This is a genomic window from Arthrobacter sp. ISL-72 (assembly GCF_018613755.1).
Lineage (GTDB): Bacteria > Actinomycetota > Actinomycetes > Actinomycetales > Micrococcaceae > Arthrobacter.
Genome location: NZ_JAGGPP010000006.1, coordinates 255,990 through 276,376, shown reverse-complemented (window position 1 = coordinate 276,376; position 20,387 = coordinate 255,990). Strand labels below are relative to the sequence as shown.

At 65.1% G+C, this 20,387-nt stretch carries 20 protein-coding genes and 2 pseudogenes; 9 read left to right on the top strand and 13 right to left on the bottom strand.

Annotation, left to right across the window (positions count from 1 at the left end):
* From J7I92_RS06650 to J7I92_RS06640, 3 genes and pseudogenes are all read left to right on the top strand, one after another.
* A pseudogene (locus tag J7I92_RS06650) lies at positions 1 to 186 on the top strand (GNAT family N-acetyltransferase); the annotation flags it as partial.
* Positions 187 to 195: 9 nt separating this feature from the next.
* Positions 196 to 402: an N-acetyltransferase gene (locus tag J7I92_RS06645; protein WP_214838715.1), complete on the top strand. Its 207-nt coding sequence runs from the start codon at positions 196 to 198 to the stop codon at positions 400 to 402.
* 118 nt (positions 403 to 520) lie between these two features.
* A complete protein-coding gene (locus tag J7I92_RS06640; RefSeq protein ID WP_214838713.1) occupies positions 521 to 934 on the top strand; it encodes a nuclear transport factor 2 family protein in 414 nt (137 codons plus the stop codon).
* Between the two features lie 1,215 nt (positions 935 to 2,149).
* On the opposite strand, the gene J7I92_RS23760 is transcribed toward J7I92_RS06640, so the two are convergent.
* Together J7I92_RS23760 and J7I92_RS23755 are read right to left on the bottom strand one after the other, a co-directional pair.
* Entirely contained in the window at positions 2,150 to 2,593 is a 444-nt protein-coding gene (locus tag J7I92_RS23760) for a hypothetical protein (RefSeq protein ID WP_251039535.1), read from the bottom strand.
* Positions 2,594 to 2,698: 105 nt separating this feature from the next.
* A complete protein-coding gene (locus J7I92_RS23755; RefSeq protein WP_251039534.1) occupies positions 2,699 to 2,911 on the bottom strand; it encodes an ATP-binding protein in 213 nt (70 codons plus the stop codon).
* 265 nt (positions 2,912 to 3,176) lie between these two features.
* On the opposite strand from J7I92_RS23755, the gene J7I92_RS06630 reads away from it, so the two are divergent.
* Entirely contained in the window at positions 3,177 to 3,383 is a 207-nt protein-coding gene (locus J7I92_RS06630; RefSeq protein WP_214838711.1) for a hypothetical protein, read from the top strand.
* 168 nt (positions 3,384 to 3,551) lie between these two features.
* Here J7I92_RS06630 and J7I92_RS06625 read toward each other — a convergent pair whose 3' ends face one another.
* Together J7I92_RS06625 and J7I92_RS06620 are read right to left on the bottom strand one after the other, a co-directional pair.
* Positions 3,552 to 4,376: a DUF2382 domain-containing protein gene (locus J7I92_RS06625; protein WP_214838709.1), complete on the bottom strand. Its 825-nt coding sequence runs from the start codon at positions 4,374 to 4,376 to the stop codon at positions 3,552 to 3,554.
* A 525-nt stretch (positions 4,377 to 4,901) separates the two neighbouring features.
* Entirely contained in the window at positions 4,902 to 5,195 is a 294-nt protein-coding gene (locus J7I92_RS06620) for a DUF4235 domain-containing protein (protein WP_214838707.1), read from the bottom strand.
* Positions 5,196 to 5,401: 206 nt separating this feature from the next.
* Between J7I92_RS06620 and J7I92_RS06615 the strand changes: the two genes are divergently transcribed.
* Together J7I92_RS06615 and J7I92_RS06610 are read left to right on the top strand one after the other, a co-directional pair.
* Positions 5,402 to 5,815 carry a phage holin family protein gene (locus tag J7I92_RS06615; RefSeq protein ID WP_214838704.1) on the top strand — a complete coding sequence of 138 codons (414 nt, stop codon included), beginning with the start codon at positions 5,402 to 5,404 and terminating at the stop codon, positions 5,813 to 5,815.
* A complete protein-coding gene (locus J7I92_RS06610; RefSeq protein WP_214838702.1) occupies positions 5,812 to 6,219 on the top strand; it encodes a DUF3618 domain-containing protein in 408 nt (135 codons plus the stop codon). The genes J7I92_RS06615 and J7I92_RS06610 overlap by 4 nt, the downstream gene beginning before the upstream one ends.
* 112 nt (positions 6,220 to 6,331) lie before the next feature.
* On the opposite strand, the pseudogene J7I92_RS24520 reads toward J7I92_RS06610, so the two are convergent.
* Positions 6,332 to 6,462 (bottom strand): annotated as a pseudogene (locus tag J7I92_RS24520) (IS481 family transposase); the annotation flags it as partial.
* 379 nt (positions 6,463 to 6,841) lie between these two features.
* Between J7I92_RS24520 and J7I92_RS06605 the strand changes: the two are divergent.
* The 3 genes from J7I92_RS06605 (at position 6,842) to J7I92_RS06595 (ending at position 8,378) form a co-directional block, all read left to right on the top strand.
* A complete protein-coding gene (locus J7I92_RS06605) occupies positions 6,842 to 7,513 on the top strand; it encodes a hypothetical protein (protein ID WP_214838700.1) in 672 nt (223 codons plus the stop codon).
* A 165-nt stretch (positions 7,514 to 7,678) separates the two neighbouring features.
* On the top strand, positions 7,679 to 8,011 hold the full coding sequence (locus J7I92_RS06600; protein ID WP_214838698.1) for an STAS domain-containing protein: 333 nt from the start codon (positions 7,679 to 7,681) through the stop codon (positions 8,009 to 8,011).
* The gene (locus J7I92_RS06595; RefSeq protein WP_251039533.1) at positions 8,004 to 8,378 is read left to right on the top strand and encodes an ATP-binding protein; all 375 of its coding nucleotides are present in this window, start codon (positions 8,004 to 8,006) and stop codon (positions 8,376 to 8,378) included. The genes J7I92_RS06600 and J7I92_RS06595 overlap by 8 nt, the downstream gene beginning before the upstream one ends.
* Positions 8,379 to 8,704: 326 nt before the next feature.
* On the opposite strand, the gene J7I92_RS06590 is transcribed toward J7I92_RS06595, so the two are convergent.
* The 8 genes from J7I92_RS06590 to J7I92_RS06555 form a co-directional block, all read right to left on the bottom strand.
* Entirely contained in the window at positions 8,705 to 10,582 is a 1,878-nt protein-coding gene (locus J7I92_RS06590) for a ComEC/Rec2 family competence protein (protein ID WP_311380179.1), read from the bottom strand.
* 139 nt (positions 10,583 to 10,721) lie between these two features.
* Positions 10,722 to 11,696, bottom strand: coding sequence for a helix-hairpin-helix domain-containing protein (locus J7I92_RS06585; protein ID WP_214838694.1), 975 nt, complete (start codon positions 11,694 to 11,696; stop codon positions 10,722 to 10,724).
* 106 nt (positions 11,697 to 11,802) lie between these two features.
* On the bottom strand, positions 11,803 to 11,988 hold the full coding sequence (locus tag J7I92_RS06580) for a hypothetical protein (RefSeq protein WP_214838693.1): 186 nt from the start codon (positions 11,986 to 11,988) through the stop codon (positions 11,803 to 11,805).
* An 84-nt stretch (positions 11,989 to 12,072) separates the two neighbouring features.
* Entirely contained in the window at positions 12,073 to 13,092 is a 1,020-nt protein-coding gene (locus tag J7I92_RS06575; protein WP_214839073.1) for a DegV family protein, read from the bottom strand.
* A 67-nt stretch (positions 13,093 to 13,159) separates the two neighbouring features.
* Positions 13,160 to 15,691: a leucine--tRNA ligase gene (gene leuS / locus J7I92_RS06570; RefSeq protein WP_214838691.1), complete on the bottom strand. Its 2,532-nt coding sequence runs from the start codon at positions 15,689 to 15,691 to the stop codon at positions 13,160 to 13,162.
* Positions 15,692 to 16,030: 339 nt separating this feature from the next.
* Entirely contained in the window at positions 16,031 to 17,545 is a 1,515-nt protein-coding gene (gene glpK, locus J7I92_RS06565; RefSeq protein ID WP_214838689.1) for a glycerol kinase GlpK, read from the bottom strand.
* A gap of 69 nt (positions 17,546 to 17,614) precedes the next feature.
* Complete coding sequence (locus J7I92_RS06560) at positions 17,615 to 18,364, bottom strand: MIP/aquaporin family protein (RefSeq protein ID WP_214838688.1); 750 nt, start codon at positions 18,362 to 18,364, stop codon at positions 17,615 to 17,617.
* 157 nt (positions 18,365 to 18,521) lie between these two features.
* Positions 18,522 to 20,321: a glycerol-3-phosphate dehydrogenase/oxidase gene (locus J7I92_RS06555; RefSeq protein ID WP_214838687.1), complete on the bottom strand. Its 1,800-nt coding sequence runs from the start codon at positions 20,319 to 20,321 to the stop codon at positions 18,522 to 18,524.
* Positions 20,322 to 20,387 lie beyond the last annotated feature (66 nt).

Sequence of the window (20,387 nt, the reverse complement as noted above, 5' to 3'; positions counted from 1 at the left end):
AGCATGACGATCGCATTTGAATGGCGCGGAATGGTTCGGAATGAAGAAATCAACGAACTGCACGCAGAAGGCTTTGATCATGCATTGGTTGAAGTCGATTGGACTGATGTTCTCTCGCGGCTGAGTCTGGGGTGGGTCACAGCGCGCGACGACCAAGGCCTCGTGGGCTTCGTCAACGTGATCTAGGACGGTCAAGTGCACGCGTTCATCGAAGACACACTGGCGGCACGCAGTGCGCGGCGGCAGGGCATCGGGAAAAAACTCCTCTCAGTAGCCACCGAGCAATCAAGGGAGGCGGGCTGCGAATGGCTTCATGTTGACTTCGACGATCATCCGGAGAGTTTCTACTTCGATTCGTGCGGTTTCCGCCCCACCAATGCCGGTCTAATCCAACTGCCATAGCGCCGCGGGAGCGGTGTTGCCTCCTTCCGCCAGGTTCCGGATGTTCAGGCGGCTCGGCCGGTGAAAAGCGCCGCGCGTTATGTTGCCAACTTTTTTGTGAACCTCCACGATTGAGTGCATGAGTAGCGATCCGGAGGCGGTGGCGCAACGGTGGATCACGTCCCTGTCAGCGGATGACCTGGAAGCGGCCGTGAATTGCTTCGACGCCGCGTATGTTGACGAAACGCCCGCACGCCGCGGGGAATCCGTGCAGGGGCAGGACTCGGTCCGGCGAAATTTCAGCATGCTTTTTAGCGACCTGCCTGATCCCACTGCGAACATATCCCGGACTGTGGCGGACGGCGATTATGTTTGGATGGAGTGGAGGATGCGTGGAACACGCCGGGATTGCACGCTCCTGGAGTTCGTGGGGGTCAACATCTTTCAGGTCACAGACGGCAGATTCCGCTCGGGTCGGATCTATACGGAGATTGTGCGCGACGCCGGTGGAATTGATGCGCAGATCAACCGTATGACTAAGGGGAGCAGGTAAGGCCCCGATCGCGCGCCGGACCCCAGGACCCAACGGAACAGTACCTGGCGCACCTCAGGTGATCCAGGGAGCTCCGGGCACCCGGAAGGGGCCCGTACCCTCGAGCAGTGTCGGCTCTCCTGCGACCCAATGCACCGCTATGTGTCACATTCGACCGGCTAACGGGACGGTTGTGTCGCCTAGGATTTGCTTTGACCGCCCTGGGAATGGCGGCCTTTCACAGCTTGGAACGGCGGGTTGTAATTTCGCCCTGCCGTGGCGTTCATCCCTGTGGTTCAAGTTCGAACGCGCCGAACTGGTCTCGATGTTTCCTATGAGAAGTGCCTTGAGGGAGACAGGGTTAACGGCATCTGGTGCTCTGGCACGCCGCCCGTCCATGCGACTTATGATGAAGTAAATTGGCTCAAAGGGAAGGTGTAGCCGCCATGTTGACGCAGGTTCGGCGAGTTCGCCTATCAGGGCACGGAGACCGGCTTCGCCTCCGGCAGCGCGGCCCTTGGGGGCAAAACCCGCTGGAAGATCTTCGCGAATGTTGCCGCGCCTCAATGGCTATGGACAAGGCCCTTGGTGAGGCGATCCGTGGGTCAATCGCCGCTGGAGCGGGGTGTCAGGAAATTGGCCGGGCACTTGGAGTCGTTGAGGCTGCCCGGTCCAAGTACGACGTTATCGATGCTCTCGCTGCCAATAGACGAGAGGTGTGGCGTAAGTACGTAGAGTAGACCGAGAGCTGTGGCGTGGACAACAGTCGGTGGGGCGCGTGGCCCGCGATTTACGTTTCTACGGGGCACTCTTGCCGGACACCCGCGATCGCGATGGCCGCGGCCGTGGAAAGCACTGAGCATGAGCTGGACCCGCCACATAGTGCTGACAGAACAACGCCAAATACAGCTGCGATTCACAAATCTCTTCAACGAGCTGGCTGGTTTGTAGCGGAACCGGTCCCCCCAGCGGACGCCTTTAGCAGCCACCTGCGCCGTTGCCGCTATGGCCATCGCAATGTCCCCTAAAACCTGTCCGGTGAAGTGCCCGATGAAGGGATCCCCTACAGCACACTCTTTCTGGTCGCAGTAGGGTGTCCCACTTCCTTGGAACTGGAACGGCCTGCAGGGGTTGCGGACGGTTCCGGTGAGTCCCGAACGGTTACTCGTCGAACTGGCGGCTGATGAAGCCGGACATGCCGGGAACGGTGAAGCGGACGGCTCCGTGATCCGGGGCCTAGATGAGGCCTTTGGAGATGAGGCTGGATCGGGCGACGGTCAGTTGGTTCGCTGCCCGGCTAAGCCGTGATGCGACCTGGGCGGTGGATGAGGCTTCGTCGTGGGTTTTGCTGGAGGATACGTCCCAAACGGCCTTGCCGTAGGCCTGCAGGAAGAAGGGATGCCCGTCTGCTGCGGTGACGAGGGCCCGAAGGGCATCTGTCTCCAGGTGCGCACCCAGCCGGTTCATGGGAAGGCTGATGGCGTCAGCTGCCGAAGCGTGGTCGAGGGCTCCGATGGTGCGGTAGTCAAAGAGTCGTTCGGAGTATGTCCTCGTGGCACTCAGTTTTCCGGGCAGGTTGGGCAGCCCTGCCCCGATGATGAAGAACGGCCAGGCTTTCTGTCCGGCCAGGTGCTGGACCGAAATCAGCGCCCCCAGAAGCTCGTCGTCCAGGTCCTGCATTTCGTCGATGAAGATGCCGAAGCAGTCTTCTCGTCCCGGCTTCTATCGCACGGGCCAGTTTTTGCCGTGTTGCCTTCCGTCCGTCCGGAGAGGGCTGGGCTTCTGTCAGCACACGAACCAGTCGTGCAGCTCTGCCTGAGCGGCGAAGTTGTTGAGTAGAACGGTCTTTCCCACACCCCGGAGCCCGGACAGGAGCATTCCCCGCTCGGCGGCTTGGCGCTTGGTCCTGACAATCAGGCGGTCAAACGCTTCTATTTCTGCTTCACGTCCCTCCAGCGCAGGGGGCTTGAGGCCTGAGCCGGGGGCGAAGGGGTTCATGTCGGAATCCACACGTGCAGTCGATAGATGAGTAGGGGTCAGTATAAGGAATTCTCTATATCGGTGAGTATTTTTTTATCGAATTAGAGATAGGCAGGCAGAGCGGCCAGGACAAGCTGGGCCCCGATCAAAAGGAGCGAGGACCCGTGCTGCGCGGCGACGTCATGCCGCAGGGACGCCGGGCCCGTACTTGCTCAGGAGGCCTCTTTCCGGAAAGGTAATAAGAGCACTTAGCAGTTCTGGAAAACCGGCAAAGGAGAAGACCATGCAGATCGATAAGTCCCAGATCCTCGAGTTCCTCAGGTCCAAGGGCGACAATGACAAGGCCGCACAAGCCGAAACCGAACTGCCGGACCAGGTCGACACCGACCAGCACGCCGGGTTGCTGTCCAAGCTCGGCATCAACCCCGCGGACCTGCTGGGCAAGCTTCCGGGCGGATTCGGCGACACACTCGGGGGACTCGGGCTTTAGCCTGACCAGCAGTGAGGGGCCGGGGCGCCGCCCATCGAGCCCGAGCGCTGTCGGTGATGACGCGTCGGACCGGCGCCGCGGGTACCCGGGCCATGAAGACCTCCCGGTCTTTGGATGTGCGTGGTAGCCACCAAACTTAAGAGGTCTTCACGTCCTGGCTCAGTACGGCTAGCGGCGGGTGTCGTCCGTGCGCTCGGTGTCGATTTGTTCCTTGCGGACTTCTTCGTTGACGGTTTCCTCATCGGTGACGGATTCCTTGTCCAGGCGGACCCGTTCGACGGGGACGGTTTCCTTCTCGACGACGGGGCGTTCCTCCTGCAGGGTCACTTCGTGTTCGCTCTCGGTGAGGTCCGGGCCGCTCAGGGCCTCGTCGCGGTTGGCGTCGGTGATCGGTTCGCGTTCGATCCGGACTTCCTCCCGGCTGACCGGGACGGTCTGGGTGACATTTTCGGTAGTGATGTACTTGCGCAGCCGCGCCCGCCCGGTAGCTTGTTTCTCGGTGCCGACGCGCAGGCGTTCCTCCGAGCGGGTCATCGCATCATCGGCAGTGCCACCCGAGGTGTCCCTGGCCATGGTCCCTGCCGCCGTGTCCCTGTCGGTGGCCATGGCATCGCTTCGGGTGCCGATGGTCTCATCGCGGGTGCCGGTCGTGGCGTCGGTGTAGGTGCGCTGGCCGCCGCCGAGTTGGTAATGCCGGTAGAGCCGGTCTTCCTCGGCCGGGTCCAGATGCCCGTCGGGATCAACGCCCGGGGCGTCTTGGATCTGGTCCTTGCTGTAGGCCACGACGAGGTCATCGCCCTGCATCCGGGCACCTTCCAGCGGCACGAAGGACTCCCGGGTGCCGAACAGGCCGGTCTTCACGGTGACCCATTTCGGCTGACCGGTGTCATCGTCGGCGTAGACCTGCCCGACGCCGCCGATCTTCTCCCCGTCGGTGCCCAGCACATCTCCCCTGCCGCCGAGAAGGGCATCGATATGTTCGTTGGTGATCATGATGACTCCTTAGAAATAGAATGGTGGATTCTGGATTGTGGGATGGCTTGTTCAATTTCAGCGTCGCCCATCAGGTCGCCCATTAGGTTGACCGGATCGTCAGCCTGCGATGGCCAGGAAGAGCACGGCCCAGGGACGGGATTCCATCACTCCCGCCGGGGACCTGATTGGCTCCTTCCCTGCTAGCCTCAGGCGTAGGGCGAAACCACGGATCCTCAATCGGGACAAAGCCGGATTCTCCTCCACCAGCGTAGGCACGCCACCCCCCTTAAAAGCAAGCATACTTATCAGTTTACCGGCGACTTGTACGGGCGTTTTGGACGCAGGCTCCAGGCACCCAGGCCAATAAGCCGGTGATCTGCAGGAGTCAGCCCATCCTGGACTGAGACTGGGCCGGGAGCCGAAGAAGGACTTCGGAGGCCCTTCGTGGCCGGTCCACGCGGCTGCTCCGGGGAAGCCCCGGCTACCAATTTGGGTGCGTGACCCGCCCTGTTACGGTCTGGGGCCCTGGCGGAAAGCCGGTGTTCACTCGCCGGGCCATTCTCCGGTCCAGCGCTCGAAGAGCCGCGCGCCGCCGCGGTCCAGGACCGCCTTAACCACGGCGAAGATAGCGCCTTGGATGGCGGCGGCGATAAGGATTTCTTTTAAGGCGTAGCCGGTGGAGAGGGATTTGGGGGCTTCATCCCGGTCCCCGGGGGCCGCGTGTTTCCATACCTGTTTAAAAACCTGGCCGGCGACGACGCCGCCGATCACGCCTGAGGCCAGCCCGACCGGCCGGTACAGGATTTTCGCTGGTTTGCTGGTGGGTTTGTGAGCCATGACATCCCTCGGGTGCAACAGGGGCCGGACACCGTGGGCACCTTCGCCCCGGTGACTTCCAAAACTACTCCAAACGCCCCAGCGGCATAACCCGTAGCCGGCTGATCATTTCCCGCCCCGTGACAGCGGCGCCCATCAGAGCTACATTCGACCTTATGCAGCACCAGCACTGGTAGGGCTAACGAATCGCACGGTGAGGAATACCGATGGATGACGCGGGAAAAGCCAACGCCTCCGATGACCGTCCGGTCGCGGAGCTGATCACCGAGCTGTCCCGGCAGACCTCGCGGCTGGTCCGTGACGAGTTGCGGCTTGCCCAGGCCGAGCTGAAGGAGAAGGGCCGGCACGCCGGGCGCGGGGCCGGTCTTTTCGGCGGCGCCGGGCTTCTGGCATTCTTTGGTGTCGCGGGCCTGATCACGACGGCGATTCTGGCCCTCTCCCTGGTCCTTCCCGCCTGGGTCAGTGCCCTGATCGTTTCCGTGGTGCTGCTGGTCGCCGCCGGGATCGCGGCGCTGATCGGCAGGAAGGAAGTCAAACAGGTGGGCCCGCCGGCGCCGGAAGCCGCCCTCGACAGTATCAAGCGTGACATTCAAGAGGTCAAGGAGCACAGACATCAATGAGCACCTCCGTCACCCCTCCCAACCCGGAACCGTCCAAGGACGCCGGGATCGAAGACATCAAGCATGACATCGAACAGACCCGCGAAGAGCTCGGCGAAACCGTCGAAGCCCTCACCGCGAAACTGGACGTCAAGGCACAGGCCAAGAAGAAAGCCGGCGCCCTGAAAAACCAGGCCACGAGCAGGCTCGCGTCGGGCAAGGAACAGGCCGCCGGGGCGGTGGCGTCCGGCCAGGCCCGGCTGGACCGTCTTGCCCGGCAGGCCAAAACCTACCGAGCGGAAAACCAGCAGCAGAGCCAGGCCCTGATTACCGGAGCATGCGCCGTCGCCGGGGCGCTTATCACCATCATCATCTGGCGCAGCCTGCGCGGGAGAACGGGCGCAAGCGAGGCGTTAACCCCCTGACTCAGCACCGATCGGAGGAACCGTCTCCAGCAGTTGCCCGTGATCTGTCACGGCCCCGCTGGATTCAAGAACAGGCGATCCCGCCCGTCAGGACGTCGTCACACCTCTACCAGCAGTGCTGCGCCCTGCCCCGCCAGCGGCCGTCGTCCAGAATACGGCCCAGCTTCTTCACGTCCAGATGGACCGGTTCCGCAGGCAGTACGCAGAGGTGCGGATGTGCATTCCGGTCAGCGGATCGCAGTCCGCCCCGGGACACCTCGACGCGGCGTCGACTGGGTGGGAAAATGGCCGTGATGTGAGGAGGCCTCGGGTATCTGAAAAGCGGGGCGGCGTCTGCGCTCATCGAACCTGGGCGTAAGCGGGTAGCGGCGTTCATCGTCGGCATGGTGATGACACTCCTGCTGAGTGCGTGCACGTATGAGACGCCGAATGCGAATCACTCGGCCCCCGGTTCATCCCTCCCTCGCCGCAGTCTTCGGGACTCATATCATCCGCTCCACCGCGCCAGGCGTGGGGCCCTGATGTGCAGTACTACACGAATGCAGGAATCCCGTACGCGGGGGAAAGCAGATGGCCGTCGCCTCTTCGAGTCGCGTCGTTCACGGAGGCTGAGACGGGTGTCGTGTACGTCGACGCCGACACGTCGAAAATCGTTTGGCAGAGCTGGGAGCACGATACGAAGGAGATCGGGCAGCAGCCATGGCGGGAGCCCAACGCCACCAAGGTGGGCAGGTACTGGGGTGAGTTCCGCGACATAGTGGGAAACCCGAGCCACGACGTCGTCTCGTGGGTCGAGACGACGGACGGGCACCGGGGAGACATCGTCGTGGTGCAACCAAGCACAGGCGAAGTGCTCGCCCGCGCACGCATTCAGGTTTCACCGGAGCGCACCGTGGTCCTCGCCGCCGTGGACGACGTCACCGTTTATTACGCAACCGCCATGGACTTGGCGGGTAGTAGCGCAAGTGAAGAGGTCTGGGTATGGCGGTGGGCCGCCGACGAAGATCCGCGTCCCGCACAGCGCGGCGCAGGCGTGCTCGATGTCAGCGAAGACATCTGGGCAGTGGGGGCGGCGCCTGACCGGATCGCCTTCGAGGCCGCTGACGGCTCCGTTCTGTCATCGGTCGACTCCTCATACGGGGACCGCACCTATTTCGGCGGTGGATTAAGCCCGGGTGGCCTGTTCTGGTATGTGCCGGCACATGGACTGATCCTCGAGACGGCCACAGGCAAAGAGGTCAACCCGGGCGTGGCTTCGGGGGGCGCTACGGCTGGACAGGCCCAGAGGAACTGAATTATGTTGCAGGGCGCTGGCTAGGCTCCCAGAACTGGCAGGCCTGTGGATCGCCCTGCCGATTCGTGGCCACCGAAACGAACAGCATCCAAAACGATGGTGGCTCATGAGCGTCCTGTTCAGGGGCCGTCAGGTAAAAGGGTTTGTCCCGGAAGAGAGGAACCGATGCAGTTCAACTACGAGTTGAAGGACTCCTACACGGAGGTCAAAGGCTCGGGTCGACTGAATATGATGGCCGCCCCAAAGCTGCGCGAAGTGGTAGCCGAAGTGGTGGCCCCCGGCTCAAACAGGGTGGTAGTCAACCTCGAGGAGACGATGTTCATAGATTCCTCCGGGCTCGGCGCCCTCATCGGCTGCCCCAAGGCCGCCCGCCAGGCCGGCGGCGACCTTCGTATTTCCGGCGTGCAACCCCAGGTCAGGATGGTCCTTGAGCTGACCAACATGGGCTGGGTGCTCACGCCCTACCCCACCGCGGAAGCAGCGTTTGGCCATGACTGAGATGCTGGACCGTCGCCACTACCGGGGTGCGTCCGTCCCGGAAGCCATCGAGGCCGTACACACAGAACTGGACTCGCTGTGGGAGGACGCTGGCTTCGTCCCCGAGATGGACCGCATGACAATCACAACGGCAGTGATCGAAGCGGCCTCCAACATCGGACAGCACACCGAACCCGTCGGCGAAGTTCCCGTAGAGCTGGGCGTAGAGACTAGTGTATGGCCCACCCGCCTAGTGGCCCGCGTGAGCGCCTTCAACGCCAAGGAACCCTTCGCCTCCCCGCCCGGGCTAAGCGTGTCCGACGACGACTCCGAGTCAGGCCGTGGCCTTGCCCTGATCGAGGCCCTGGTCACCACAGTGACGTTTTGAGCGTCAGGCTGCAACAAACACCTGGATCTTGATCCGAAATTCGACGCCGATGTCCTAAGGAACCGCGGTATGGAACCGTGCCCAAAGGGAAACGCTCGAGCCCATCATCGCGTCGCCCGGGAGTTGTGCAGACGACTTCGGAAATTCCGTCCAGACGACGTTCTAATAAGCGGAATGCCGCGTCACATGGGCGTCCCGTAAGTTATCCCACAACTCCCGTCACGAGCACCTGTCACAGGGGCAGCTTTTCGGTATGGTGCGGGCATGGATATTGGGTATGACTGTAACCGAGAATGGCGGGTTTTTTCACGGTTCAGAATGGCGGTTTAGGTGTCGCGTATGCCGGAACGCTGAACGGGACCGATTCGCTGCAGCGTGGGTCCGGATAAGGATCGGCAAGCGGACACTCTCTCAGTCTCCTCGTTTGCCGGGGTAGGCACCCCGCGTGAGGCGGCCCCAAACCGGAGATCGCAGACTCTAAGTCTCCCCTGGCCCCGGAAGCGCACGGGGCGGAACTCCGCCTCCGGTAGCCGGTCAAGGAACCGGGCTGTACGGGCGTGCGCGGCGAGAACCAGTTTGATGGTGCCGGCGGGATGGGCGGCCATCCACACGGACAGCAATGTCACAACGGAGAACAGCAGCATGGTCAGCAACCCAAACACGCCCTCGGGCCAGGGCGGCGCGGCACCGGGCAGACCGGCAGTGAACCTGGCGACGGCCGCCACCACGCCTGCAAAGAAGCCCGCCACGCCGATCAGCACCGCCGACAGCCAAGGCACGAGGGGCAGCAGCGCCACGGCAGCCGTGCCTAGGATGGTCACGGGCGCTACGAGCGGGGCAACGAGGACGTTGGCCAGCAGCGAGTAGGTGGAGAACTGTGGCTGCAGCACCACGATGACAGGACCGCACAGCAGCTGGGCTGACAGGGGAACGGCAACAGCTGCCGCCAGCCAGCGTGGCACGCTCGAGGGAAACCAAGCCATTACGGACCGGCCCAGCACAATAATCCCCAGCGTGGCGAGGACCGAGAGCAGGAACCCGAAGCTGACGCCCAGTTCCGGCTCGGCGAGCAGCAGGGCGATCACGGCCAGGCAAAGGAAACTTAATCCGCGGCCTGACCGGCCGCCTGCCAGGGACGCGACAGCAACCGCGCCCATCAGCGATGCCCTGAGGACGCTGGCGTCCGGCCCAACCATGAGGACGAACAAGCCGAGGCCGGCGAGGGCGACGGCTGCGGCCGGAAACCTGGCCAGGCGCAGCGAGCGGGCGGCAAGCAACAGTGCACCTAGGATTAGGCTGCAGTTCGCGCCGCTCACTGCCGTCAAGTGGGTCATCCCGACGGTCTTCATGGCAGCCTCCAGCTGTTCATCGAGGAGGCTGGTGTCCCCCGTGACCATACCCGGAAGCAGTCCGCGGGCGTCACCGCCGATCCAGTCTGCCGCGGCAGCAAATTCCCTGCGCAGGGAACCGGGCCCCTCCAGCCAAGGTGACGGCACGACAGTGGTTGCCGGACCCGTGGACGCCGAGAGGATCGCCGCATGTGCCTGGCCTTCTTCCGCCGGCCTCATCTTCCCGGTGGTACGGATCCGCTGCCCGGGAACCACGTGCCCCCAGTCCCCGCCGCCCAGTATCAGCAGCTGGGCGTCGGCCCTGATCAGGGCGCCGTTGGCGATGATCTCAGACGCAGTGGCCGGGACCGCCCAACGGTCTGCCCCGGAACGGCCCGGAGCTTTGAGCTGGCGCGGTGGACCGGAGACCTCACCCTGAACCACCACGGCGGAACGAGCCGTTACCGCGTCTGCCACGGGCCCGTCGTGCTTCTGTGACGCAGCCACCGCGGAGTGCGACGCGACGGCGGCGGCCAGCAGCAAAGCAATCGTTAGTGTCGTCAGGAAGGTGCGGTGCACTTGTCTACCTGGTGGCGTGTGGAACCTGCGACGGCGGCCCGCAGCAACCAGCGCCGCTGCCCCTAGGAGCAGGGCCCCGATCAAGACACCCAGTGCCGGCAACGGCAGCCAGACGCCTGCAACAGCAGCCGCCCAGGCGAGGAGGGCAGAGGGTGCCAGCCGCAGGTCGGTCCGGCGGCTGGGCCTGTCCCCGGCTGCGGTGGTAGCGGCTTTCCGCGCTCCCTGTGCACTCTCGGCCTGATCCGGAAGGAGGAGTGCCGCCAGGAAGCCCATCAGGCCGGCGGCTGTTTGCGGCACGAAGCTCCTGATCCCGGCCGAGCGGGCAGCCGATGGGGCGGGCCGCGCGGGCCTGGAGTCCCCCGGTCCAGCCGGAGGCAGGCCGTGGGAGTCCCCGCTTACAGCGGCGTCGACAAAACGCTGCCAGCGGCTGCCCATCTCAGGAAACCCGCACGAGTGGCAGCAGCGTCTCCAGCATCTTGGGGCCCACGCCGTCCACGGCGTCGAGTTCCTCAACAGTGCTGAACCGTCCATGCTCCTTCCGCCAGTCCACGATGCGCTGGGCCAGGACGGGACCCACTCGCGGCAGTACCCCCAGTTCCTCCGCTGTGGCTGAATTAAGGTCGACGGTGCCGCCCGGTCCGGCACCGTCTGGTCCGCCGCCTTGTCCGGCACCGCCCGAACCGCCTGCACCGTCGACAGGTTCCGCGCCGGGGCCATCCACAGGCTCGCCAAGCTGCGGAACGTGGATCTTCTGGCCGTCGGCGAGGACCGCGGCAAGGTTCAGCCGGTTCAGGTCCGCCCCGGGAGCGCCTCCACCCGCCGCGCCGATCGCCTCATGGATCCGGCTGCCTTCCGGCAGCTCCACAACGCCGGCCTTGTTCACCGCCCCCGCCACGTGGACCACGATCTTCGCGCCGGATGCAGCGCCCGGGGCCTGCCCGCCCGACGAGGAGGAACCGTCCTCTTCCACCCTTCCGCTGGCCTCCGGAGTGCTGACATCGCTTAGCGGGACCACGTGCGGACGGCTGCTGGCGACGTCCCACCAGAACCAGCCGCCCAGCAGAAGACTCAGCATGCCCAGCAGTACCGCGACCCGAACCCCGGTACGCCACCTGAGCTTCGTGGGTCCGTGCATCCCGCCACCCGCGAATGCCTCGGCCGATCCCCCTGCCCGTTGCGCCGCGCCGTCGTCGTTAGGCCCGCCGTCGTACTTTGACCCGCCGTCGTACATGAACGGCTCCCGGCCGGCAGCTCCGGTGCCCTGCGCCAAAAGGCCCGGCAGGTTTACGTTGCCGTTCACCGGATCGTCACCCGCTTGGCCGTTTCCCGAATCTCCCAGGGAGGCCGTCAGGCGCCGCCGTGCGCTGGTGGCTCCGGCGGGCCTGCGCGCTTCGGCGTTCCGGCGTGACATACCCCCACGCTAGGAGAACCAACGGAGAACAGACAGGCGGAGTCGCCGTATGTGGAAAGCCGGAGCACGCTGGCTATCTGCAGCGCCCGCAGTCTGCAGTGGCAGGCTATTTCTGGTAGGTGATGTAGGCCTCGTACTGGACGCGCCAGCTCTCCGGGGCTTTGGGGTCGGGAACTGTCGTGGTGAGGAACTGGACGTGCGTCACCTGGCCCTTGAGATACTTCAACCACTGCGTCACTTCTTCCGACACGTCCTTGTCGAACTGTGCAACGTGGTGGACCTGCATTGACATGGGAGCCTCCTTGGTCGGTGGGGAGACTGTACTACCAGCACGGCCCGGTAACCAGTGGTCCCTGCCCTGCGCCCGGCAGCCGGTTCAGCTGCCTGCCGGCGCCGCATCCGTCCGCGGAGTGCTGCTCTCGCCCACGATCACTGCAAGCACCCCGAGTCCGGCGTGTGCGGCGAGCACCGCCGGCAGCGAACTGATCTGCGCCGCGGGCACCTCCGGGAGCGAGGCCGACAGCCGGGCGGCGAGTTCCGCTGCTTCGCCGGGGTTGCCGAAGTGGTGGACCGCCAGCCGTGCCTGCCCGGCCGGCCGCGCGCCGGCGTCGGAGACGACGATTTCCTCAAGGCGCGCGACGGCCCTTGCCGCTGACCTGACCTTTTCCAGCGGAACGATCTTCCCGCCATCCACCGCAAGGATCGGCTTGATGGCGAACATGGTTCCCCACATCGAGGCAGCCGCCCCAATGCGGCCGCCGCGGCGCAGCTGCTCCAGGCTGGGAACGTAAAAGTACACTTTGGTGCGTGCCAGCCGCTCTTCGGCGAAGGCGCGCACTTCCGCAGCCCCGCGCCCGTCCGCGGCGGCCACAACGGCGCTTTGCACTGCCATGCCCAGGGCCATGCCCACGGATTTGGAATCGACCACTTCCACGGGGATGCCCACGCGGGATGCCGCCAGCCGGGCGGCGTCGGCCGTGCCGGAAAGGGCTCCTGAGATATGCAGGGACACCACCGCTTCGAACCCGTGCCGCAGGGCAGCGAGGTACGCCTGCTCGAACTGGCCGGGCGAGGGCCGGGACGTCTTCACCGCCAGCCCGGTGGCCAATGCCACGGCGATGGTGTCAGTGATGTCGTCTTCGCCCTCGCCGTAGATCTCCTCGCCCACCATCACGGGCATGGGAACCACTGTCAGCCGGCCGTCCGCGGCGAAGTCCTTCACCCAGTCAGCGGGCAGGGCGGCGGCGGAGTCGGTGACCACCGCGGTGCGGACGACGGCGGACGGCGCCGTGGCCTCCACGGCAGCACCGGATGCAGCTCCCGTTCGGGAAGACTGCCGCAGGCGCTCGAGCTGCTCCCTCAGCCATGGCCAGCCGGCCGGCTCCCGGTCGTTCACGGCGTCCCCCTGGTGTCCGGTCAAGCGTCAAGCCGGCCGCCGGTGTGGCCGGCGGCCGGTGTCCCTGCTAGGCCGGGACGATGTTGACCAGTTTAGGGGCACGCACGATGACCGTGCGGATGCCGCGTCCGTCGAGGGCCCGCTGGACGTTCTCCGAAGCGAGTGCCAGTTCGCGCAGCTCGTCCTCGCCAATCTCCGGAGAGACTTCGAGGCGGTCGCGGACCTTGCCCTGGACCTGGACCACGGCGGTCACGGTTTCCTGCACCAGCAGCGCTTCGTCATGCGCCGGCCACCCGGCGTTCGCCACCGACGCGGGATGCCCCAGGACGTTCCACATGTCCTCGGCCGTGTAGGGCGCGAAGAGGCTCAGGATGACGGCAATGGCTTCCGCCGCTTCACGCACGGCGGGATCAGCGGCGCCGGGGCCGGCGGCTGCGTCGATAGTTTTGCGGGTTGCGTTGACCAGCTCCATCAGCTTGGCGACCACCACGTTGAACTTGTTGTTGTCCAGCAGCGCCGCGGCGTCGGCAATGGTGCGGTGCGTGACGGACCGGAGCGCACGGTCGCCCGCTGCGGCGTCCGCGCCGGGAGCGCTGGTGACGTCCTGCGCCAGCCGCCAGGCACGGGCCAGGAACTTCGCGGAGCCCGACGGCGAAACGTCCGCCCAGTCGACATCGTCTTCCGGCGGGGAGGCGAAGATCATGGTGAGCCGAACGGCGTCGACGCCGTATTTGTCCAGCTGCTCACCGAGGTCAACACCATTGCCCAAGGACTTGCTCATGGCTTTGCCGCCGTTGAGCACCTGGCCCTGGTTAAGCAGGGCGCTGAACGGCTCGTCGGCGTCGATCATGCCCAGGTCGTGGATGACCTTGGTGAAGAACCGTGCGTACAGCAGGTGCAGGATGGCGTGCTCCACGCCGCCCACGTACTGCCCCACAGGCATCCACTCGTTGATCTTCGCCGGGTCGAAGGGACCCTCGGTGAACTGCGGCGAGACGAACCGCAGGAAGTACCAGGACGAATCAACGAACGTGTCCATGGTGTCGGTGTCGCGCTTGGCGGGCCCGTGGCAGTTGGGGCACTCCACGTTGACCCAGGCTTCGGCGGCGGCCAGCGGGGACGTGCCCTTCGGGGACAGGTCTTCACCGCGCAGGTCGGCCGGCAGAGTGACCGGCAGCTGCTCGTCGGGAACGGGAACCTCGCCACAGGCCGGGCAGTGGATGATCGGGATGGGCGTGCCCCAGAACCGCTGGCGGCTGAGCAGCCAGTCGCGGAGGCGGAAGTTGACGAACTTTTCGCCTGTGCCCTGCTTCTCCAGCATGGAAATGGCGGCCGGGATCGCCTCGGCCTTCGGCAGGCCGTTCAGGGCGCCGGAGTTGATCAGGGTGCCCTCCCCCGCCGTCGCCTTGCCGGAAACCGCGGGATCATCCTCGCCGGTATCCAGCACCGCACGGACCGGCAGGTCGAAGGTCCTGGCGAAGTCGAGGTCGCGCTGGTCATGCGCCGGGACGGCCATGATGGCGCCGGTGCCGTAGTCAGCCAGCACGTAGTCCGCTGCCCAGACCGGCAGCTTTTCGCCGTTCAGCGGGTTGACGGCGTAGCGGCCGGTGAAGACACCGGTCTTTTCCCGCTCCGTGGACTGACGTTCGATTTCGGTCAGTGCCTTGACCTGTTCGCGGTACGCGTCCAGGGCAGCGGCGTGCTCGTCGGTCACCAGTTCGACGGCCAGCGGGGCATCGGCTGCGACGACGAAGAAGGTAGCGCCGTACAGGGTGTCCGGGCGGGTGGTGAAGACGGTGACGTCCTTGGCGGGCTTGCCGCCATCGGCCTCGATGACGAAGTTGACGTGGGCGCCTTCGGACCGGCCGATCCAGTTCTTCTGCATGGCCAGGACGCGTTCGGGCCAGCGGCCGCGCAGTTCGTCCATGTCATCCAGCAGCCGGTCGGCGTACTCGGTGATCTTGAAGTACCACTGGTTCAGGGACTTCTTGGTGACGGCGGTGCCGCAGCGTTCGCAGGCCCCGTTGACCACCTGCTCGTTGGCCAGCACCGTCTGGTCCTTGGGGCACCAGTTGACCGGGGAATCCTTGCGGTACGCCAGGCCGCGCTCGTAGAAGCGCTTAAAGAGCCACTGGGTCCAGCGGTAGTACCCCGGGTCCGAGGTGTGCAGGCGCCGCGACCAGTCGGCGGAGATCGCGTATCGCTTGAAGGACGCCGCCTGGGTATCGATGTTCGCGTAGGTCCACTCGCTCGGGTGCGCGTTGCGCTTGATGGCGGCGTTCTCCGCGGGCAGGCCGAAGGAGTCCCAGCCGATCGGGTGCAGGACGTCGTAGCCCTTCTGCCGAAGGTAACGCGCGACGACGTCGCCCATGGCAAACGCTTCCGCGTGGCCCATGTGCAGGTCGCCCGAGGGGTAGGGGAACATGTCGAGCACGTAGCGGCGCTCACGCGAGCCGTCGTCGTTGGGGGTGAACACCTTGAGGTCTTCCCACACCTGCGGCCACTTGGCCTCCATCGCGGCGAAACTGTAGGTTCCCTCCTCGGGCCCATCCGTCGCGACTGCTGCTGTTCCGGTCTCTGTCTCCGGCTGAACGCTCACTGCTGCCCTCTTCTGTTCTGTACCGCTTTTCGTACGGCCCGGGCGTTGCTGTTCCGCCCCGGCCCCCTAATCCCCTGCTGCCGGCCCCGGAGGGCTCCAGACACACAAAAGCCCCTCGACATGGAGGGGCGGCCGCGCGGTAATCCGAGTTGGTTCCGGGATACCGGGCGGCTAGCTAAGCAGAAGGATCGCACGCATAGAACTACTTTAGCGCACGCGCACCACCGGCTGAACGTAAGTCGCCACGGGCGGCTAAATAGCTGACGGATGAGTTGATGGGCAGCCGCACCTCGCCCGGGTGTGGTGGGCAGGTGCGGCTGCCATCATCGACAGGTCAGGCTACCTCACGTCCTCGTCGACCCAGTCCATGGACTTCGTGACGGCCTTCCGCCAGAGGCGCAGCTGACGGTCCTGCTCAGCCTGGTCCAGCTGCGGCTCCCAGCGCTTGTCCTCGGACCAGTTGGCCGAGCACTCCCCCAGGTCCTTCCAGAACCCGACGGCCAGGCCGGCGGCGTAGGCAGCACCGAGGGCAGTGGTCTCCACAACCTTCGGGCGGATCACCGGAACACCAAGGATGTCTGCCTGGAACTGCATCAGTGCGTCATTGGCGACCATGCCGCCGTCGACCTTCAACTCCGTCAGCGGAACGCCGGAGTCGGCGTTGACGGCGTCAAGCACCTCTCGGGTCTGGAAAGCGGTGGCTTCCAGCGCCGCGCGGGCAATGTGGTTCTTGTTCACGAACCGGGTCAGGCCCACAATTGCGCCGCGGGCATCGGAGCGCCAGTACGGCGCGAACAATCCCGAGAACGCGGGCACGATGTAGACGCCGCCGTTGTCCTTGACCGCCGCCGCGAGCGTCTCCACCTCCGGGGCGCTGCTGATCATGCCGAGGTTGTCCCGCAGCCACTGGATGAGGGATCCGGTGACCGCGATGGATCCCTCCAGCGCATAGTGCGTGGCCTCATCCCCCAGCTTGTAGCCGACGGTGGTGAGGAGCCCGTTCTTCGAGTGGACGATTTCCTCGCCGGTGTTGAAGATCAGGAAGCAGCCCGTTCCGTAGGTGTTCTTGGCTTCCCCGGCCTCGAACGCCGCCTGGCCGAACGTGGCCGCCTGCTGGTCTCCGAGGATGCCCGAAACCGGCGTTTCCCGCAGCAGCTGCGAGGTGTGGACGGTGCCGTAGACCTCGGAGGAGGACCTGATGGCGGGCATCATGGAGGCCGGGACCCCGAAGGCGTCCAGGATGTCCTGGTCCCAGGACAGAGTCTCCAGGTCCATGAACATGGTGCGGGAGGCGTTGGTGACGTCGGTGACGTGGACGCCGCCGTCCACCCCGCCGGTGAGGTTCCACAGCACCCAGCAGTCGGTGTTGCCGAAGACCAGGTCACCGGCTTCCGCTTTGGCGCGTGCACCCTCCACGTTGTCCAGGATCCATTTGATCTTGGTGCCGGAGAAGTAGGTGGCCAGCGGGAGGCCCACCTTCTGCTTGAAACGCTCCGGGCCGCCGTCCCTGGCCAGTTCATCCACGATGCTCTGGGTCCGGGTGTCCTGCCAGACGATGGCGTTGTAGATGGCCTTGCCCGTGGTCTTGTCCCAGACGACGGCTGTTTCGCGCTGGTTGGTGATGCCGACGGCGGCAATGTCGTGACGGGTCAGGTTCGCCTTGGACAGGGCAGAGGCAATGACTTCCCGGGTGTTGTCCCAGATTTCGGCGGGGTCGTGCTCCACCCAGCCGGCCTGCGGGAAGATCTGCTCGTGTTCCATCTGGCCTGAGGAGACGATGCTGCCGCTGTGGTCGAAGACGATCGCCCGCGTGCTGGTGGTGCCCTGGTCGATGGCGATTACGTACTGGTTCATGTTGACGTCCTTGTCTGTTGTCTCTTGTGTGGGTGTCTGAGTGTTTGCTGAGGTGACGGGCGGCCGGGATCAGGAGGCGGCGTTGGCAATGATCGGCACCACTGCTGCAACAGCGCCGGCCAGGGTTCCGCCAACCAGCGGGCCGACAACCGGGACCCAGGAGTAGCTCCAGTCGCTGGAGCCCTTGCCCTTGATGGGGAGCAGTGCGTGGGCGATGCGGGGGCCGAGGTCACGGGCAGGGTTGATGGCGTAGCCGGTAGGCCCGCCGAGCGATACGCCGATGCCGACAACCAGCAGGGCCACCGCGAGCGGGCCCAGGCCGGAAGGGGTGCCGCCGAACGTCAGGATGACGAAGACCAGCACGAACGTGCCGATGATCTCGGTGATCAGGTTCCACGGCGTGGAGCGGATGGCAGGACCGGTGGAAAAGACAGCCAGCTTGCTGGCAGGTTCCGGTTCGACATCAAAGTGCTGCTTGTGGGCCAGCCACATCACGACGGCGCCCAGGAACGCGCCGAGGAATTCGCCGCCGAAGTAGGTGAGCGTGGACGCGAAATCGACACTCACGCCGGGAGCATATTCCGTCTTGCCGTTGACCAGCAGGCCCAGGGTGACGGCGGGGTTCAAATGTGCGCCCGACTGGGCGGCCACATAGACACCGGAGAAGACCGCGATGCCCCATCCCCACGTGACCATCAGGAATCCGCCGTTGTTGCCCTTGGTGCCTTTGAGCGCGACGTTGGCCACAACGCCGCAACCCAGCAGGGTCAGCATTGCGGTTCCGAATACTTCGGAAAGAAAAACAATTCCAAGAGACATCTTTGACTCCTCTATTTTCTGTTTTCGGCCCTTCGCGAATTTGAAGGGCCGTGGGGCCGGCACCTATGGTGCGATGCCGGTCGGCTGCTGCGCCGGCTGCTCCTTGGCAAACCGCGCAGCCCTTGCGCCCGGGCTCCCGCCGGGGCACACAAGCCTTTTACGCGACCAGGCTGTGGACCTGGACGCGGTGGAAGCGCTCCAGCACCTCCTGCGCGTAGTGGATTTCGGCGGCCTTGGCGGCGGCGTTCCAGCCCAGCGGACCGGCAAGCACATCCGCCGCCTCATTAAGGAGTTCACCGGTCACCAGGCCGCGGAAGGCCAGTGATGTGCGGCGGATGAGGACGTCGACAAGGTGCCCGACCTGCTCCCTTTGCGCCATGAATTCAAGCTCGCGGACACTGAGTTCGCGGGTGGAACGCAGCAGCCTGTCCGGGCCTGCGTCGAGGAAGCCAAGAACCTCTTCGGCGCGGGTTCCGTAGCGGGTCAGCAGACCGGAGATCCGGTCGGCGTCGCGGCCGGCGGACATGTGCGCCTTGATCCACTGCTCAACGCCGGCCTGGCTGTCCGGGAAACCGGCGCCGCCGCCGATGGCGAGTTTCGCCGTCGAGACTTTCCGCTCCAGGCCCAGTTCCTTGAGCACATCGTTTGTCAGGTGTTCGGCCAGCGCCCGGAAAGTGGTCCATTTGCCGCCCACCAGGCTGAGTACGACGGCGGCGCTGCCGGCTCCCGTTCCCGGGCCGCCGGCCGCCGCGGGACGGCGCTCAATCCGGTAATCCCGGCTGACGAAGCCCGGCTGCGTCGCGTCATGCTTCGGCAGCGGCCGCACCCCGGAGAAGGTGTACACAATTTGGTCCCGGTTGACGGCGATCTGCGGGAAGACGTGGCCGATCAGGTCGAAGAAGTAGTCAATCTCGGCGTCCGTGCAGACGGCGTCCTCGGCCATGTCCGCCTCTACGTCCGTGGTGCCCACCAGGACGCGGTCACCCATCGGATAGATGAGGACGATCCGTCCGTCAGTGTGTTCAAAAAAGATTTCACGGCCGCTGCAGGCTTTGAGGAGCTCCGGGTGGTCCAGCACGACGTGCGAGCCTTTGGTGCCGCCCATGAAAGCGGACGCGGCCCCCATGGCCCGGTTGGTCAGGTCCACCCAAGCGCCGGTGGTGTTGACGATGACGTCAGCGGTGAAGTCGAACACCTCGCCGGTGAGTTCATCGCGTAGCTGGACGGTGCTGCCGCCGGTTGCGCTGCCTGCACCTTCGCCCATCGATACCAGCGAAAGGTAGTTGCTGGCCCGCGCATCGCTGGGGCCGCTCATTCCGGCCTTCTCGCCGTCCTGCAGCACATCCAGGGTGAGCCGCTCGGGGTTATGGACCGAGGCGTCGAAGTAGGTGGCTGCGTATTTGATGCCTGGGTGCAGCCGCGGAAGCTCGGCGAGGGCGCGCTTCCGGCCGCGGAACTGGTGGCGCGGCACCGTGCCGCCGTCACGGGAGAAGAAATCGTACATGCTCAGGCCCAGCTTGATCAGGAAAGCACCGCGTTCCTTCGGCTTGCCCTGCTGCTTGTGGGTCAGGAACCGCAGCGGCGCGGAAAGGACACCCGAGAAGGTGCTGAAGATGGGGATAGTGGTCTGGAGCGGTTTGACGTAGTGGGGGGCGATGCGCAGTAGCCGGTTGCGTTCGACGACGGACTCCTGGACCAGGCGGAACTCACCGTTCTCCAGGTACCGGATTCCACCGTGGATCATGTGCGACGATGCACCGCTGGCACCCTGGCAGTAGTCACCCCGTTCGACCAGCGTCACATCCACACCCTGCAGTGCCAGATCCCGGAATGTGCCTACTCCGTTGATGCCGCCGCCAATGATCAGGACCTGGGCGCGGGGCCGCTGGCGCAGCCTCTGTACCGAATCACGCTGAAGGCTATGGGTCGGATGGCGGGATGAATCGTGGGTTCCCAAATCTGCTCCCTTGGGGGTTGGTCCTGTGCGGCGCGCATCACAGCGCGGCGCCGTTCATCACTATTG

Excerpts from the sequence above, each read along its gene's own strand:
- J7I92_RS06640 (WP_214838713.1), top strand. The coding sequence starts at position 521 with ATGAGTAGCGATCCGGAGGCGGTGGCGCAACGGTGGATCACGTCCCTG.
- J7I92_RS23760 (WP_251039535.1), bottom strand. The coding sequence starts at position 2,593 with ATGCAGGACCTGGACGACGAGCTTCTGGGGGCGCTGATTTCGGTCCAG.
- J7I92_RS23755 (WP_251039534.1), bottom strand. The coding sequence starts at position 2,911 with ATGAACCCCTTCGCCCCCGGCTCAGGCCTCAAGCCCCCTGCGCTGGAG.
- J7I92_RS06630 (WP_214838711.1), top strand. The coding sequence starts at position 3,177 with ATGCAGATCGATAAGTCCCAGATCCTCGAGTTCCTCAGGTCCAAGGGC.
- J7I92_RS06625 (WP_214838709.1), bottom strand. The coding sequence starts at position 4,376 with ATGATCACCAACGAACATATCGATGCCCTTCTCGGCGGCAGGGGAGAT.
- J7I92_RS06620 (WP_214838707.1), bottom strand. The coding sequence starts at position 5,195 with ATGGCTCACAAACCCACCAGCAAACCAGCGAAAATCCTGTACCGGCCG.
- J7I92_RS06615 (WP_214838704.1), top strand. The coding sequence starts at position 5,402 with ATGGATGACGCGGGAAAAGCCAACGCCTCCGATGACCGTCCGGTCGCG.
- J7I92_RS06610 (WP_214838702.1), top strand. The coding sequence starts at position 5,812 with ATGAGCACCTCCGTCACCCCTCCCAACCCGGAACCGTCCAAGGACGCC.
- J7I92_RS06600 (WP_214838698.1), top strand. The coding sequence starts at position 7,679 with ATGCAGTTCAACTACGAGTTGAAGGACTCCTACACGGAGGTCAAAGGC.
- J7I92_RS06595 (WP_251039533.1), top strand. The coding sequence starts at position 8,004 with ATGACTGAGATGCTGGACCGTCGCCACTACCGGGGTGCGTCCGTCCCG.
- J7I92_RS06585 (WP_214838694.1), bottom strand. The coding sequence starts at position 11,696 with ATGTCACGCCGGAACGCCGAAGCGCGCAGGCCCGCCGGAGCCACCAGC.
- J7I92_RS06580 (WP_214838693.1), bottom strand. The coding sequence starts at position 11,988 with ATGTCAATGCAGGTCCACCACGTTGCACAGTTCGACAAGGACGTGTCG.
- glpK (WP_214838689.1), bottom strand. The coding sequence starts at position 17,545 with ATGAACCAGTACGTAATCGCCATCGACCAGGGCACCACCAGCACGCGG.
- J7I92_RS06560 (WP_214838688.1), bottom strand. The coding sequence starts at position 18,364 with ATGTCTCTTGGAATTGTTTTTCTTTCCGAAGTATTCGGAACCGCAATG.